Below are 15,517 nucleotides of genomic sequence, written 5' to 3' on the forward strand. Positions count from 1 at the left end.
TTCTCAAGTGGTGGTGGTCAGCGGGGGTCGGTGAGGATGAGGTCGCCGTTGGAGGTCACGTCCAGCTCCCAGCCGGGCGAGACGCGCGCGGTGAAGAACGGGCCCTCGACGATCGCCGGGCCCGCCGCGTGTGCCCCGTGCGGCTGGTCGTCGAGGACGTACACGGGCAGGTCCGCGATCTCGGATCCGGACATCCGCACGCTGCGCCGGCCGGCGCTGACCGCGTCCTGACGCATGACGGCGGCGCCGTCCTCGAGCGGCGCGTGCGGCAGGGCCGCGGCTACTTCGAGCCGGAGGGAGAGCCGCACGCCGGCGGAGCGAGGGGCGTCCCCCCGGGTGTAGCGCGCCTCGTCCACGATCTGGCCTCCGGCGTCCTCCCCGATGACGCTCCAGCGCAGCTCGCAGGCCTCAAGCGGGTAGCCCTCCTGGAACATGTCACGCTCGGCGCGCGCCGACATCTGGTCGTGCAGGGCGGCGAGGGCAGACGCATCAGCCCCTGAGGCTCCCGCCTCATAGGTCTTGCCGATGTCGGAGAAGCTGATCCCGAACGCCGAGAACACCGCGGCCATGCGCGGGATCAGCACCGTGCGGACGCCCGCGAGCTCCGCGGCGCCGCACGCGCTCATCGGCCCAGCCCCGCCGAACGCGGCCAGGGTCGTGCGTCCGTCCACGAGATGGCCGACGGCGCGGGCCATCGTCGCGTAGTAGGCCCGCTCCATGAGCACGAGCGCCTCCTCGAGCGGCACACCGAGGGGCTCGGCGACGGTGGAGCGGATCACGGCCTCGGCGCGGGCCGCGTCGAGCTGCATCTTCCCGTCGAGGTAGCTCGACGGGTCGAGGACGCCGAGGAGGAGGTTGACGTCGGTGATCGTCGCCTCTTTGCCGCCGAGCCCGAAGCACGCCGGGCCGGGCGCGGCTCCCACCGAGCGCGGGCCCACCGTGATCTCGCCGTCGCGGACCGCGATGATCGAGCTCCCGCCGACGCCGGAGGACTGCACGTCGCACATGGGGAACGAGATGGGCGCCCCCCCGACCGCGCCGTGCCGCGTCGTGCGGATGACCCCGTCCTCGACAACTCCGACGTCCGTCGTGGTCCCGCCGACGTCCATCATGAGCACGCGCCCGAGCCCGTAGCTGGCGGCGAGCGCACGGGTTCCCTCGAGTCCGCCGCGGGGACCCGACGAGTACGTCTTGAGCGCGACCGACTTCGACACGCGCGACGACGCGCCGTCATTGCGGTAGACGAGGAGCGGGCTGCTGACCTTGTGCTCCCGCAGCCGGCTCTGGGCCTGGAAGAGGAACCCTTCCATGACGGGGTGGAGGAACGTGTTGATCACCGAGGACCATCCCCGGCGGGCACGGAGCCGGTCGGGCACGAACTCCCAGCTGTACAGGAACGGGACGGACCCGAGGAGGTGGCGGGGGAACTTGCGCAGGAGGATCGCGCGCAGCGCGCCCTCCGACTCGGGTGTGTCTCCAATGACCACAATGCGCGCCGCCCCGCGGGTGGTCAGGGCGTTGGCCTTCTGGACGAGGTCCTTCTCGAGTGCCTCGGGGGGCCGGGCGGCGTCGACCGCCTCGACGCGGTCCCCGACGAGGTCGTCGAAGAGGAGCTGTGTCTCGGGCGAATGGCGCAGATCGTCCACGATCGAGTCGTCCTCGACGATGAGGCCGATCGCTGGTCCGCGCCGCTCGACGAGCGCGTTGGTCCCCTGCGTCGTCGAGTACCGGATGTGGGCGGTGTGGTGGAGGAGCCGCTCGGTGTCCGCCTCTCCGTAGAGGGTGGCCGAGGCCTTCGTGATGCCGTCGAACAGGCATTCCGACAGGTCGTACGGGGTCGTGAGTGTCTTGGTGAAGGAGAAGGCGGACCCGTCCCAGACACAGATGTCCGTCAGGGTCCCGCCGTTGTCGATGTTGATCAGGTGCTCCATTGCTTCCTCGCATCGTCGGTGAGGCGGCGGCCGCTCAGCTCGCCTGAAACCATGATTGGAGTGATCCAGATCACTGCCGTGTCCCAGCGTGGGACAGCCCCCGATCGGCGTCTGGGCAGGGAATCCGGCCGGCGCCGGAGCATCGGTGTCCCACCTTGGGACATTCATCGAACGACTCTGGCCACCACCGATGTCCGATGGGAAAATCCAATGTCACGAGGAGGTATCGGATGGACCGGTTGGATCGTCAGGTCCAGATCGCGGTGGCACGCGAGCAGCTGCTCCGGAACGCACGGGCAGATACGAGCGCCGTCTCCGACCTCGTGGCCGCTTCGTGGCGCCGGAGCGTCTCCGCTGGCGTCGGCCCCAATGACCTTGAGGTGGGCTTCCACGCAGACATCGATACCGGCTCGAGGCTTGTGCGGTGCGCGCAGCCCGTCCTTGACCGCCTGCACGACGAGACCTCCGACCTGTCGCTCGTCATCGCGCTCACCGACAACCGCGCACGCATCCTCTCGCGCACGGACACATCGACGCAGGCCGCGGCCGTCTTCGACGGCATCAACTTCGCCCCGGGGTTCGACTACGCCGAGCACTCGCTGGGAACGAACGGCGTCGGCTCGGCCCTCGAGTCCGCGCAGCCGGTGAGCATCGTCGGGACCGAGCACTTCCACGAGCGCCTCCAGGCGTTCGCGTGCACCGGCGCGCCCGTGCTGGACCCGGTGTCCGGGCGAATCGAGGGCGTCCTCGACCTCAGCCTCCTCAGCCAGCACTGGAGTCCGGTGCTGCACTCGCTCGTGCGGGCCGCGGCACACGACATCTCCCGCAACCTGCTCATCGATCGCAGCCAGAGCCAGCAGGCACTCTTCGAGACGTATGTCCGCGCGGACGCCCGAACACGCCACCCCGTCCTCGCGTTCGGGGAATCAGTGGAGATTGCCAACGCGGTGGCGCAACTGACCTTCACCCCCCAGGAGCGGGAGGCGATCGCGGACCACGCACGGTTCCTCTTCACGGGACGCGACCGTGCGAGCGACAGCATCGTCCTCGAGTCGGGAACGGTGGTGCGCCTGCACGGGACCAGGATCATGGTCGGGATGGACGTGGCAGGCGTCGTCGTCGTCGCCGAGGTGAGGCCCGAGGCCACGGCGCTGCCGCGGGTTGCCCTCGCGGACCGGGTTCTGCCTGCTCCGTCGGCAGCGGTGGAATCCACGAGAGCGCATGTTGCGGAACTCACGGCCGGGCCAGCGGCCCGGTGCGAGGGCCGGAACCTCGCATGGGTGCGGGCCATCGAGGAGATACGCGCGACCATGGCGGAGCGCCGGCCGCTGCTCGTGAAGGGCGAGACGGGCGTGGGAAAGTTCTCTGCGGTCATCGACCAGTTCCACCTGCTCATCCCCGCCGGTCGGAGCCTGTCCTTCGACGCGCCGTCGTTCGACAGCGACGCCTACGAGGACATGGACCTCGACGCGCTGCTCGCTGCAGACACGACACTGTGCGTTTTCCGGAACATCGACGAACTCAGCGGCGACGGCGTCGAGCGGCTCGAGGCCTTCCTCTCGCGGCTCACTGCCTCCGGGCGCGGAGTGCAGATCGCGGCAACGCTCTCGGGCGCCGCGCTCGAGAGCGGCCTGCCCTTCTCCCAGATCCTCCACCTCTTCGATGCTGCGGTGACGCTGCCGCCGATCCGCTTCCGCTCCGAAGACATCCCGGACATGGCGAATCGGCTCGTCGCCACCCTCGCCCCCGGCCGCGACGTCCGGATCGGGCCGGAGGCCATGGCGGTGATCCGGCGGTACACGTGGCCCCGCAACCTGACCCAGCTGAGCGAGGCGCTCGCGCACGCGCTGAGCCGCCGGCCCGCTGGCACCATGACCCGGGAGGACCTCCCCGCCTACTGCTACAGCCACCCCAGGCGCCAGCTGACCCACCTCGAGCAGACAGAGCGCGACGCGATTGTCGCCGCGCTCCAGGCCCTCGGGGGAACCGGGTCAAGGCCGCTGAGTACCTCGGGATGTCACGGTCCTCGCTCTACCGGAAGATCGAAAGGTTCGCGATCATGACCGTGTAGCGCGTTGTACCTCCCCGTCCTGCCACCCCAGAAGAAGCGTCACGATCAAGGAGGAACCACCACATGAAGGCACTCGTCTACCACGGCCCCGGGCAGAAGTCCTGGGAGGACGTCCCGGACCCCGTCATCAAGGACCCCACCGACGCGATCGTCAAGATCGAGACGACCACGATCTGCGGCACCGACCTGCACATCCTCAAGGGCGATGTCCCCGCCGTCACCGACGGGAGGATCCTCGGCCACGAGGGCGTCGGCGTCGTGACCGAAGTCGGCCCGGACTGCACCAAGGTCAAGGTCGGCGACCGCGTCATCGTCTCGTGCATCAGCAAGTGCATGCAGTGCGACTTCTGCCGGTCCGGACTGACCTCGCACTGCCAGACTCTCGGTGGCATCGGCTGGATCTTCGGCCACCTCATCGACGGCACCCAGGCCGAGTACGTGCGCGTGCCCTTCGCGGACAACGGCCTCATCCCTCTCCCCGAGGGCGTCACGGCCGAGCAGGGCGCGATGCTCAGCGACATCCTCCCGACCGGCTACGAAATCGGTGTGCTCTACGGCGCGGTCAAGGAGGGCGACGTGGTTGCCGTCATCGGTTCCGGCCCCGTGGGCCTCGCATCGATCATGACGGCGGGCCCGGCAGGCGCGTCGAAGGTCATCGCCGTGGACGGCAACGAGTACCGGCTCGAGGAGGCGAAGAAGTTCGGCGCGACGGACACGGTCCGGGTCGCTGAGGGCGTGGACGTCGCGGCGGAGCTGAAGAAGCTCAGCCGCGACGGGCTCGGCGTCGACGTCGCGATCGAGGCCGTGGGCGTCCCGGCGACCTTCGCCACGGCGCTCGACTCGATCCGGCCCGGCGGGCGGGTCGCCAACGTCGGCGTCCACGGCAAGCCCGTCGAGTTCCCGATCGACCGGGACTGGATCAACAACATCACGATCACCACGGGGCTCGTGAACGCGACGACGGCGCCGGACCTCCTCGCCAAGATTCAGGCAGGCGAGATCGACCCGGCGAAGTTCGTGACCCACCGGTTCACCTTCGGCCAGATCGCGGAAGCCTACGACACGTTCGCGAACGCCGCGACGGAGAAGGCCCTCAAGGTCATCATCACCGCGGAGTAGCTCTGATTGAGCGCGGCACACGCTGGTTGAGCGGAGCGGAGTCGACCCCCGCTCCGCTCAACCCGTGCGGCGTCAGACCGCCTCGAGCACGCTCACGTAGTTGGCGATCGCGAGGCCGCCCATATTGTGCACGGCGGCCCGGCGGGCGTCGGCGAGCTGCATCTCCCCCGCGGTCCCGGTCAGCTGCATGGCCGCGATGACGTGCTGCGAGACCCCTGTCGCCCCGATGGGGTGGCCCTTGGCCTTGAGGCCGCCAGAGAGGTTCACGGGCAGCCGCCCGCCGCGGTAGACGGAGCCGTCCTCGAGGGCCACGGCGCCCTTGCCGCGCTCGGCCAGACCCATGACCTCGTACATGATGAGCTCCGCGATCGTGAAGCAGTCGTGGACCTCGGCGAGGTCCAGGTCCTCGAGCCCGACTCCGGCCATCGCCAGCGCCCGCATCCAGGCCGCCCGGGAGCCGGCGAACTCGAGTGGGTCGCGCTTGGCGGCGGGCAGGAAGTCGTTCGCGTGCCCGAACCCGGCGAGCCGCACCGGGGCGGTGGCGGCCGACTGCGCACGGTCCGCCGAGAGCACGAGGGCGGCGGCGCCGTCGGACACGGGCGAGCAGTCGGTGCGCCGCAGCGGCGCGTCAACCATGGGGTTCTTCTCGGAGACGGTCCGGCAGAACTCGACCCCGAAGTCGCGGTGCATCTGCGCGTACGGGTTGGCCATGCCGTTGTGGTGGTTCTTCGCGGCGATCGAGCCGAGCACATCGGAGACGGGGCCGTAGCGGTCCTCGTAGGCCCGCGCGACCTCGGCGAACAGGCCGGTGAAGCCCGTGCTCGAGGGGTGCCCGGCGGACTCGTATCCCGCCGCGAGGAGCGCCGCGCCCACCGTGTCCGCGCCGGCGGCCGTCATCTTCTCCGCGCCGACCACGAGGACGTTGCGCGCCGTCCCGGCCAGGAGCGCCTTGACGCCCTGCTGGAACGCGCCCGACCCCGACGCGCACGCGTTCTCGACCCGGGTCGCGGGCACGTTGGCAAGGTCGTCCGAGACCTGGAGCGCGAGCGAGGACGTGAACGCGAGCGGCACCATGCCGGCGTTGTAGTTCCCGAGGTAGATCTCGTCGATCTGGCCCGGCTCGAGGCCGGATTTCGAAATGGCCTCGCGCGCCGCGGCGACGACGAGGGACTCGAGCGTCTCCCCCTCGAGCTTGCCGAACTTCGTGTGACCCCACCCGGTCAGCAGGACATCGGTTCCGAACTGGTCCTTGACGCTCATGACCGCACTCCCTCGAGCTCGAACTCGCCCTCTACTGCAACATCGAACGCCGCCGCGGTCTTCCCCCGCACCTCGTCGAGCCCGACGCCGGGGGCGAGCCTCACGAGCGTGAGCCGCCGTGCGCCGTCGTGCGCCGCACCCTCCGGGCCACCGCCCGGGACGACGTCGAACACCGCGAGGTCCGTGATGATCCGGTCCACGACACCCACGCCGGTCAACGGGAGGGTGCACTCGGCGACGATCTTGGGCGTGCCGTCCTTCGCGACATGCTCCGTGAGCACGACGACGCGGGGCGTCCCCGCGACGAGGTCCATGGCGCCGCCCATGCCCTTGACCATCTTGCCCGGGATCTGCCAGTTCGCGAGGTCGCCGGAGCCGGAGACCTGCATCGCGCCGAGGATCGCGACCTTGACGTGGCCGCCGCGGATCATGCCGAAGCTCGTCGCGGAGTCGAAGATGCTGCCGCCGGGCAGCACCGTGACGGTCTGCTTGCCGGCGTTGATGAGGTCGGCGTCCTCGTCGCCGTCGTAGGGGAACGGGCCCATGCCGAGCAGCCCGTTCTCGCTCTGCAGGTGCACGGTCACGCCGTCGGGGAGGTTGTTGGCCACCAGGGTCGGGATGCCGATCCCGAGGTTCACGTAGTCGCCGTCGGCAAGCTCGGCGGCGGCGATGGCCGCCATCTCATCACGGGTCCAAGACATGGGGAGGAATCTCCTTCTAAGAGTCAGCTTCTGGGGGTCACCTTCTGACGCGAAGGTTCGAAGAACCTTCGCGCACCACGGTGCGCCCCGCAGGCGGCGCCCCTATGCTGGAGGTCACCTTCCGGGGGTCACCTCCCGGGGGTCACCTAGCGGGGGTCACCTAGCGGGGGTCATCTAGCGGCGACGGGCTCGACGGCGGCGGGGCGGGGCCGCGTTGTGACCTGCTCGATATGCTTCACGCGGTCCGTTGCGGGCACGAGCCGCTGGACGAACACGCCGGGGGTGACGATGTGGTTGGGGTCGAGCTCTCCGGCCGGCACGATGCACTCGGCCTCGACGACCGTGACCCGGCCGGCCGTGGCGACGATCGGGTTGAAGTTCCGCGCCGTGTACCGGTAGACGAGGTTTCCGGCAGTGTCCGCAGTGTGGGCGTGGACGAGCGCGACATCCGCCACGATCCCCCGTTCTTGGACGTACAGCTCGCCGTCGAACGTCTCGTGCGGCTTACCCTCGGCCACGAGCGTGCCCACGCCGGTCTTCGTGTAGAACGCCGGGATCCCGGCGCCCCCCGCGCGGAGCCGCTCGGCGAGGGTGCCCTGCGGGGTGAACTCGACCTCGAGCTTCCCGGCGAGGTACTGCTCGGCGAAGAGCCTGTTCTCCCCCACGTAGCTCGCGATGACCTTGGCGACCTGCCCGGCCTCGATCAGCACGCCGAGGCCCTTGCCGTCCACGCCCATGTTGTTCGAGACGACGGTCAGGCGTGTGACGCCGGAGTCACGGACGGCGTCGATGAGGTCCGCCGGGATCCCGCTGAGCCCGAACCCGCCGACGGCCAGCGTCATGCCGTCCTTGAGCGTCCCCGCGAGCGCCTCGGCGGCGTCGGTGTACATTCTGGGCATTGCTCCTCCTCGAGCCGAAGAACCTGACTACATAGTCCGGGCATCCACGTTGTGGACCTGCTGATCAGCGAGCCTAGGCAGGACAGAGCAGAGCCGACAAGGGCAGGCGTTCACTTCGTGGGATTTTGCGCCTAGACTGTCCACATTGTGGCGAGATTCTCCAAGGAGGCACCATGGGGGACGTTCAGGGCACCCAGGTGGTGGGGCGCGTGGCGCTCCTGCTGCGCATCATCGCGAAGGCCGGCGGCTCCGGCCTCTCCCTCGCAGGCATCGTGCGCGCCTCGGGCCTCACGCGCCCCACAGTCCACCGACTGGTGAAGGCGCTCGCCGCGGGCGGCCTCCTCGACTTCGACGGCGAGACCGGGCGCTGGCATCTCGGCCCCGAGCTGTACGTCATGGGCACGGTCGCGGCCGGCCGCTTCGCGGTCGAGCACCTCGCCCGCCCGGCGCTGCGCCGCCTCGCCGAAGCCACGGGCGAGTCCGCGTTCCTCTCAATCCGCCGCGGCGACGAGACGGTGTGCCTCGCGCGCGAGGAGGGCAGCTTCCCCGTCCGCTCGTTCGTCCTGTACGAGGGCAAGCGGTTCCCGCTCGGCGTCGCCTCCGCCGGGATCGCGATCCTGGCCTTCCTGCCCCCAGACGAGGCGGAACCGATCATTGCCGACGACGGCGACCGCACCTCCGCGTACGGCCCGGCCCACGCGGCCGCTCCCCTCAGGGCAAAGCTCGCCGAGACGCGGGAGCTCGGCTACTCCGTGAATCCAGGCCTCATCGTCGAGGGATCCCACGGGCTGGGCGCGGCGGTGTTCGATCCGGCGGGCCGGCCGGCGTGGGCGCTGTCCCTGACGGGGATCGAGCCGCGCTTCCGGCCAGGGCGCCGCGAGGAGCTCGGCGAGCTGCTCATGGCCGAGGCGCACCGACTCTCGACCGCGATCGCCGCGCCACGGCCCTGACGGCCGGCGCGGCCTGAGGGCCTGGCCCTGAGGGCCCGGTCTGGGCCTCAGCCGCCCCAGACGTCCCCGGCTGCAAGCCGCGCGAGGTGCCCTCGGGCCTCTTCCTCGCTGAGCCCCGCACGGACCAGGCTGTCCACGCGGGCCTGCTCGTCGACGTGCGGCTGCGCAGCCTGGGGGGCGGGGCGCGTGTGGTCCGCAGGATGGGGGGCCAGCCGACGAGGTGCGGAGGCCGGTCCGTGCGCCGGCGATGTCGGGGAGAAGTGCATGAGCGGGTGACCTCATCTGGGAGCGGCCCATGGCCGGGACATCGTCGTCGCCGACTGTGGGCTGGCGGATACGGAAGAAGACGCGGGCCCGGATGGGCTCCACGTGCCGGTGGGGTGCGGCCTCTCGTCGTCGTCAGAGGCGTGTTTCCCCAGAGTCCACCGATGACATGCGCATCGGGTAGGGGCCAAGGGCCCTACCGCCCACAGGCCGCCGATGCATTGTTCCCGGCAGCGTCCCCGGCGGGTAGCGTGGGCAGCGTGCCGGACAACCTGACCACCTGGCTCCTCGCGTCCGACCCCGCGCTGAAGTGGCAGGTCGAGCGGGAGCTGGTCCACGCGCCGTCGGACGTCTGGGAGACTACGCGCGCCCGGGTCGCCACCGAGGGCTTCGGCGCGCGGCTGCTGGCCCTCCAGGACCCGGACGGGCAGTGGGCCGGCGGAGCGTTCTTCCCCGCCGACTTCGACTTCCACGGCCCCGAGGCGGCCGACGGCGCCGGGCAGCCCTGGACCGCGACGACGTGGACCCTCACGACCCTGCGCGAGTGGGGGCTGGACGCCGACGTCCTCGAGGGCACCGCCGAGAAACTGGCCGCCAACAGCCGATGGGAGTATGACGGCCTGCCCTACTGGGGCGGCGAGGTCGACGCGTGCATCAACGCGGCCACCCTCGCGAATGGCGTCTGGCTCGGCGCGGACGTGTCCGGCCTCGCCCAGTGGTTCGTCGACCACCAGATGGGCGAGGGCGGCTGGAACTGCGAATGGGTCAACGGGTCGGTCCGCTCGTCCTTCAACTCGACCCTGAACTCGCTGCGCGGCATCCTGTACTTCGAGAAGGCCAGCGGCGCCACGGACAGCAGCGACGCGCTGCGGGCCGCGCGGAAGGCCGGCGAGGAGTACCTCCTCACGCGCGGGGCGCTCCGGCGGAAGACCACCGGCGAGCTGGTCCAACCGTGGTTCGGGGTCCTCGCCTACCCATTCCGCTGGCAGTACACCGCGCTGCGCGCTCTGGACTACTTCCGCGAGGCTGCGATCCACGACGGCGCCCGGCCGGACCCGCGCCTCGCCGAGGCGGTCGGGATGGTGCGCGGCAAGCGACGCGAGGACGGCATCTGGCTGCAGGAGCACCGGTTTCCGGGCCGGGTGTGGTTCGACGTGGACGTCCCGCCCGGCGAGCCCTCGGCATGGCTCACATTCCACGCCCAGCGGGTGCTGGACTGGTGGGACTCTGAACCCGGCTGAGCGCTCCCGGGCCGGGCTACTTGCGCCGGCCGAACTTGGGCAGGTTCGCCATGATCTCGGTGGCCCGCGCCGCTGCGCGCGCGGCCGTGCGCTCGACGGTCCGCTGGATCTGGGCGGGACGGCTCGCATCGCCCGGCTCCGCCTTCGCGTCCGGGGCAGGCACGACGCCGGCCGGAACCAGCGCGCGCTCCTCACCCGGGTCGGTGGTCGCCTCGGACGAGGACCCACGCCCGGGCGCGGCCGCCGAATCAGGCGCCGGCTCCGGCGCCGCGGCGGCCAGCGGTGCGGCCACGGCGGGAGCGGGGGACGGCGCCGTCGTGCGCGTCCCCTCGGGACCGAGACCGGCGAGCCAGCCACCCACCTCGCCGAGCGGCTCGAGGCGCAGAGCGTAGAAGCGCTTCTGTCCCTGGGCGCGCGTCGTGACGAGACCGGCGTCGCGCAAGACCTTGAGGTGCTTGGACACCGTGGGCTGGCTCGCGGAGAGGGCCTCGACGAGTTCGCCGACCGCCTTGTCGCCGGAGCGCAGCGCCTCGAGGATGTCCCTCCGGGTGCGGTCCGCGATGACGGCGAAGATGTCAGTCACCATGCCTCCAGACTACCCACCTCAGTCGAACCACGGGTCGAGCCCGTGGAGCGGGAAGACCTCCTTGCGGGTGGCCATGACGGCGCGGTCCACGGGATCGTTGGGGTTGAAGCCGATCTCCCACGAGCGCCACCAGAGGTCCGCGTCCTCGCCCATGAGGGCGGGCGCGGTCTTGCCGTACTCGTCGCGCACGTAGTCCCGCCACGGCTGCGGGGTCGGCGTGTGCAGGCTGACCGGATGGCCGGCGGCGACCCCCACAAGATGCGCCCACGCGCGCGGCACCACCTGCACGACCTCGTACCCCCCGCCGCCAGTGGCGATCCAGCGGCCCTCGCAGAACCTGCGCGCGAGCGAGGAGATGGACAGGGCCACCTCGCGCTGGGCGTCCACGGTGACCTTGAGGTTGGTCAGGGGGTCGAGGTGGTGCGCATCGCAGCCATGCTGGCTCACGACCACCTCGGGCCGGAAGGCCTCGACGAGCTGGGGCACGACGGCGTGGAAGGCACGCAGCCAACCGGCGTCGCGGGTGCCCGCGGGGAGGGCCACGTTGACGGCCGTCCCCTCGGCCCCTGGCCCGCCCACCTCGGTGGGGAAGCCGGTGCCCGGGAACAGCGTGAGGCCGCTCTCGTGGAGGGAGATGGTCATGACCCGGGGCTCGTCCCAGAAGATGCGCTCGGTGCCGTCCCCGTGGTGCGCGTCGGTGTCGATGTAGACGACGCGGGACACCCCGCCGTCCAGGAGCCTCTGGATGGCCGCCGCGGCGTCGTTGTAGATGCAGAAGCCGCTGCCATGGTCTGCGGCGGCGTGGTGCATGCCGCCGCCGAAGTTCACGGCATGCGCGGCGGTGCCGGCCAGGACCGCGTCCGCGGCCGCGAGCGAGCCGCCCACGAGCCGCGCGCTGGCCTCGTGCATGCCCGCGAAGGCGGGATCGTCCTCGGTGCCGAGGCCGCGGCCCGGATCAGGATCCTCGGGGTTCTCGCTGACCCGGCGGACCGCCGCGATGTACTCGCGCGTGTGCACGGTGGCGAGTTCGTCGTCGGTGGCCACCGGGGGATCGCCGAGGTGCACGAGCGGGAGGGCGAAGAGGCCGAGCTGCTCGCACAGCCGGGCGGTGAGGTCGAGCCGGGCGGGGCTCATGGGGTGGTGGTCGCCGAAGTTGTACTCGAGCATCGACTCGCTCCACGCCACGAACGTGGGGTACTCGATGCGCCGGACGGCGCTGGTGGAGGCACTGGCAGAGCCTTCGGCCTGCTGCGGTGCACCCTCGGACATGTGGCCTAGGCTACCGGACCGCCACCTCGCTGCGGCCCTCGGGGCCCTGTTGGTGGTTTACTGTGACACGAAGCTGCCCGGCACCTCAGGGGTGGCCCGGACACACAGGACACGCTTTCCATGGCTCAGACCAAGCCGACGTGGCAGCCCGCGCCCGAGCGCGAGGGCCTCGGCCCGCTGACCGGCCTCCGGGACTTCGTCGACCGGCTCGCCGTCTCGTCGCCGGCCCGGCTCGCGGTGCTGACGTTCACAACCGTGATCATCCTGTTCACGCTCCTGCTCTCGCTGCCCATCTCCTCGGCGGATGGCAAGGTGACCCCGCTGCACGAGGCACTGTTCACGGCCGCGTCCGCGGTGTGCGTGACGGGCCTCACGGTCGTCTCGACCGCGACGCACTGGACGTTCTTCGGCCAGTTCGTGATCCTGCTCGGGATCTTCGTGGGAGGCCTCGGCACGCTCACGATCGCGTCCCTGCTCACGCTCATGGTGAGCCGGCGCCTCGGCCTGCGCAGCAAGCTCATCGCCCAGGAGGGGCTCAACACGAGTCGCCTCGGCGAGGTCGGCGAGCTCCTGCGCGTGGTCATCATGACGTCGGCCGTGATCGAGGGCACGCTCGCGGTCGTGCTCACGGCGCGCTTCCTCACGCTGGGCGAGGGCTGGTGGCAGTCGCTGTGGCACGGCATCTTCTATTCGATCTCGTCGTTCAACAACGCCGGATTCACGCCGCACTCGGACGGCATCGTCCCCTATGAGGAGGACCTCTGGATCCTGGGTCCCCTCTCCGTCGGGGCCTTCATCGGCTCGCTCGGCTTCCCCGTGATCCTCGGCCTCCGGCAGGGAGGGCTCCGGTGGAAGCGATGGAGCCTGCACGTGAAGCTCACCGTCCTCGTCTCGGCGATCCTCGTCGGCGTGGGCAGCATCCTGTGGGCCTGGATGGAGTGGGACAACCCCCGGACGATCGGCAGCATGAACGTCGGGGACAAGATCATCCATGCGGTGTTCGCATCGATCATGACCCGCTCGTGCGGGTTCAACCTCGTGGACCAGAACGCCATGGAGGGCACCACCCGGATCCTCACGGACGCGCTCATGTTCGTGGGAGGCGGGTCCGCCTCGACGGCCGGCGGCATCAAGGTCACCACCCTCGCGGTGCTCTTCCTCGCGCGACCTCGCGTGCTCTCGCGTCGCGAAGGGCGGGGCGACGCGGACGTCAAGGTCTACGGGCGCACCATTCCGCAGAGCGCCCTGCGCGTGGCGATCTCGGTGATCGTGGCGGGGCGACCCTCGTGCTCGTCGGCTCGTTCCTCATGTCTGCCATCACCGGGCAGGCCCTCGACCGGGTCCTGTTCGAAGTCCTCTCGGCGTTCGCGACCGTCGGCCTGAGCACGGGCCTCAGTGCCGAGTCGCCGCCCGCCGGCATGTACGTCCTCACGGTGCTCATGTCGCCGTCCGCCGCACCATCACCCTCGCGTCCGGCTGTCCGTCCGCCAGCGTGTCCAGCTGTACCACTACCCGGAAGAGAGGCCGATCATTGGCTAATCCCACGCCCAGCGCGACGGCCGCCAACCGGCGCCCCAACCCCAGCGCGCCCGTCCTCGTCATCGGCCTCGGCCGCTTCGGCGCGGCCACCGCCGAGCAGCTCGTCAAGCAGGGCCGCGAGGTCCTCGCGATCGAGCGGGACATCAACCTCGTCCAGAAGTGGTCCGGGACGCTCACGCACGTGGTCCAGGCCGACGCGACGAACATCGACGCGCTGCGTCAGCTCGGCGCGCAGGAGTTCCAGTCCGCCGTCGTGGGAGTGGGCACGTCGATCGAGTCGTCAGTGCTCATCACGGCGAACCTCGTGGACCTCGGGATCGAGCAGATGTGGGTCAAGGCGATCACCCCCTCGCACGGGAAGATCCTCTCCCGCATCGGCGCGAACCACGTGATCTACCCGGAGGCGGACGCCGGGGTGCGCGCCGCCCACCTCGTCTCCGGGCGGATGCTGGACTTCATCGAGTTCGACGACGACTTCGCGATCGTCAAGATGTACCCGCCCAAGGAGACTCAGGGCTTCACCCTGGCCGAGTCCGGGGTGCGCTCGAAGTACGGCGTGACGATCGTGGGGGTGAAGAGCCCCGGCGAGGACTTCACGTACGCCCAGCCGCACACGAAGGTCTCGAGCCGGGACATGCTCATCGTCTCGGGCCACGTGGACCTGCTGGAGCGGTTCGCCGCGAGGCCATAGCCCCCTCCCCCCGCCCCCGCGAAATGTTGGTTTGAGCAGGGTCAGCGGCCGGCGCACCCTGCGAAGCTCAACATTTCGCGGAGGCCGGAAGCCAAGGGGACGCACGACGGCGCGGCGCCGGCTGCCGCTCAGAGCCTGCGCAGCGCGGCGTCGAGCATCTGCTCGGTGAGGCGCCGCGTGGACGTGTTGTGGGGGCTCACGTGGTAGCAGCCGAGCAGACGGACGGCGCCGCCGTCCGGGAGCCCGAGCTGCACCTCGGCGCCGTGGCCGAACGCGGGCTTGGGCCGTGGCACCGTCCAGCCGAGCCTGCGGGCGGCGGCGAGGGCCGCGTTCCATCCCACGCCGCCGAGCGCGAGGATCCCGTCGAGCCCCGTGGATGAGGCGGCCGTGAGGGCGAGGTCGCGGTCAAGCCACTGCCCACACGTGGCGAGCTCGGCCGGCGCAGGCCGGTTCTCCGGAGGCGCGCAGCGCACGGAGGCGACCATGCGGATCCCGGTGAGCACCATGCCGTCCCCGGCGGCGACCGATGTGGGCTGGTTCGCGTAGCCGGTGCGGTACAGCGCCGCATAGAGCCAGTCGCCGGAACGGTCACCGGTGAACATGCGGCCCGTGCGGTTGGTCCCGTTGGCCGCGGGCGCTAGCCCCACGATGAGCCTGGTCGCCGCCGGGTCGCCGAACGACGGCCCGGGCCGGCCCCAGTACGGCTGGTCGGCGAAGGACGCCCGGCGCCCGCCTGCGGCCACCGCCTCGCGCCATGCCACGAGCCGCGGGCACGCGCGGCACACGGAGCTCATGGCGTCGACGTCGTGCAGCGTCGAGGCACGGGCGGCAAACCGTGCGACGTCCGCCGCGGTGCGGGCCACCGGCGTCATGGGCGTCGCGGGGTCCCCCGGCCAGCCCGTCCCGGGCGGCACCGGGGAATCAAACAGCTGGCCGGTGATCGGGTGCGGTTCGGCGGGCATGCCACCACGGTAGGCCGATGTGCCCGGTGGGACC

13 protein-coding genes and 2 pseudogenes are annotated in these 15,517 nt (G+C 70.8%); 7 read left to right on the plus strand and 8 right to left on the minus strand.

All coding sequences use genetic code 11. The features are described 5' to 3' along the window. Positions 1-17 precede the first annotated feature (17 nt). Positions 18-1,931, minus strand: a complete 1,914-nt coding sequence (locus tag SCMU_RS16255) for a hydantoinase/oxoprolinase family protein (RefSeq protein ID WP_229230143.1) — start codon at positions 1,929-1,931, stop codon at positions 18-20. Between the two features lie 230 nt (positions 1,932-2,161). On the opposite strand from SCMU_RS16255, the pseudogene SCMU_RS21195 reads away from it, so the two are divergent. The 3 genes and pseudogenes from SCMU_RS21195 to SCMU_RS16265 all read left to right on the plus strand — a co-directional run. Beyond that, a pseudogene (locus tag SCMU_RS21195) lies at positions 2,162-3,838 on the plus strand (sigma-54-dependent Fis family transcriptional regulator); the annotation flags it as partial. Further along, a complete protein-coding gene (locus tag SCMU_RS21200; protein WP_443020339.1) occupies positions 3,733-4,002 on the plus strand; it encodes a helix-turn-helix domain-containing protein in 270 nt (89 codons plus the stop codon). The pseudogene SCMU_RS21195 and the gene SCMU_RS21200, both read left to right, overlap by 106 nt. Positions 4,003-4,065: 63 nt before the next feature. Then, positions 4,066-5,121 (plus strand): zinc-dependent alcohol dehydrogenase family protein, encoded by a 1,056-nt coding sequence (locus tag SCMU_RS16265; RefSeq protein ID WP_229230145.1) that lies wholly within the window; start codon positions 4,066-4,068, stop codon positions 5,119-5,121. Between the two features lie 72 nt (positions 5,122-5,193). On the opposite strand, the gene SCMU_RS16270 is transcribed toward SCMU_RS16265, so the two are convergent. From SCMU_RS16270 to SCMU_RS16280, 3 genes are all read right to left on the minus strand, one after another. After that, positions 5,194-6,381, minus strand: coding sequence for an acetyl-CoA acetyltransferase (locus SCMU_RS16270; RefSeq protein WP_229230146.1), 1,188 nt, complete (start codon positions 6,379-6,381; stop codon positions 5,194-5,196). Beyond that, positions 6,378-7,082, minus strand: coding sequence for a 3-oxoacid CoA-transferase subunit B (locus SCMU_RS16275; protein WP_229230147.1), 705 nt, complete (start codon positions 7,080-7,082; stop codon positions 6,378-6,380). Before SCMU_RS16275 ends, SCMU_RS16270 begins: the two co-directional genes overlap by 4 nt. A gap of 170 nt (positions 7,083-7,252) precedes the next feature. Continuing rightward, a complete protein-coding gene (locus SCMU_RS16280) occupies positions 7,253-7,981 on the minus strand; it encodes a CoA transferase subunit A (RefSeq protein ID WP_229230148.1) in 729 nt (242 codons plus the stop codon). Positions 7,982-8,154: 173 nt separating this feature from the next. Between SCMU_RS16280 and SCMU_RS16285 the strand changes: the two genes are divergently transcribed. Next, positions 8,155-8,931: an IclR family transcriptional regulator gene (locus SCMU_RS16285; protein WP_229230149.1), complete on the plus strand. Its 777-nt coding sequence runs from the start codon at positions 8,155-8,157 to the stop codon at positions 8,929-8,931. Positions 8,932-8,978: 47 nt separating this feature from the next. Here SCMU_RS16285 and SCMU_RS16290 read toward each other — a convergent pair whose 3' ends face one another. Next, positions 8,979-9,197 carry a hypothetical protein gene (locus tag SCMU_RS16290; protein ID WP_229230150.1) on the minus strand — a complete coding sequence of 73 codons (219 nt, stop codon included), beginning with the start codon at positions 9,195-9,197 and terminating at the stop codon, positions 8,979-8,981. A gap of 249 nt (positions 9,198-9,446) precedes the next feature. On the opposite strand from SCMU_RS16290, the gene SCMU_RS16295 reads away from it, so the two are divergent. Beyond that, positions 9,447-10,436, plus strand: coding sequence for a squalene cyclase (locus tag SCMU_RS16295; protein WP_443020163.1), 990 nt, complete (start codon positions 9,447-9,449; stop codon positions 10,434-10,436). A 16-nt stretch (positions 10,437-10,452) separates the two neighbouring features. Here the strand turns inward: SCMU_RS16295 and SCMU_RS16300 are convergent, their stop codons facing one another. Next, on the minus strand, positions 10,453-11,022 hold the full coding sequence (locus tag SCMU_RS16300; RefSeq protein ID WP_229230152.1) for an ArsR/SmtB family transcription factor: 570 nt from the start codon (positions 11,020-11,022) through the stop codon (positions 10,453-10,455). A gap of 18 nt (positions 11,023-11,040) precedes the next feature. Continuing rightward, complete coding sequence (locus tag SCMU_RS16305; protein WP_371829678.1) at positions 11,041-12,189, minus strand: acetoin utilization protein AcuC; 1,149 nt, start codon at positions 12,187-12,189, stop codon at positions 11,041-11,043. A gap of 222 nt (positions 12,190-12,411) precedes the next feature. Here SCMU_RS16305 and SCMU_RS16310 point away from each other — a divergent pair. After that, positions 12,412-13,830 (plus strand): annotated as a pseudogene (locus SCMU_RS16310) (TrkH family potassium uptake protein). Continuing rightward, complete coding sequence (locus tag SCMU_RS16315; protein ID WP_229230155.1) at positions 13,823-14,521, plus strand: potassium channel family protein; 699 nt, start codon at positions 13,823-13,825, stop codon at positions 14,519-14,521. Before SCMU_RS16310 ends, SCMU_RS16315 begins: the two are co-directional and overlap by 8 nt. A gap of 128 nt (positions 14,522-14,649) precedes the next feature. Here the strand turns inward: SCMU_RS16315 and SCMU_RS16320 are convergent, their stop codons facing one another. Then, a complete protein-coding gene (locus tag SCMU_RS16320) occupies positions 14,650-15,483 on the minus strand; it encodes a uracil-DNA glycosylase (protein WP_229230156.1) in 834 nt (277 codons plus the stop codon). Between the last annotated feature and the right edge of the window lie 34 nt (positions 15,484-15,517).

This window comes from Sinomonas cyclohexanicum (assembly GCF_020886775.1).
Classification (GTDB): Bacteria; Actinomycetota; Actinomycetes; order Actinomycetales; family Micrococcaceae; genus Sinomonas; species Sinomonas cyclohexanicum.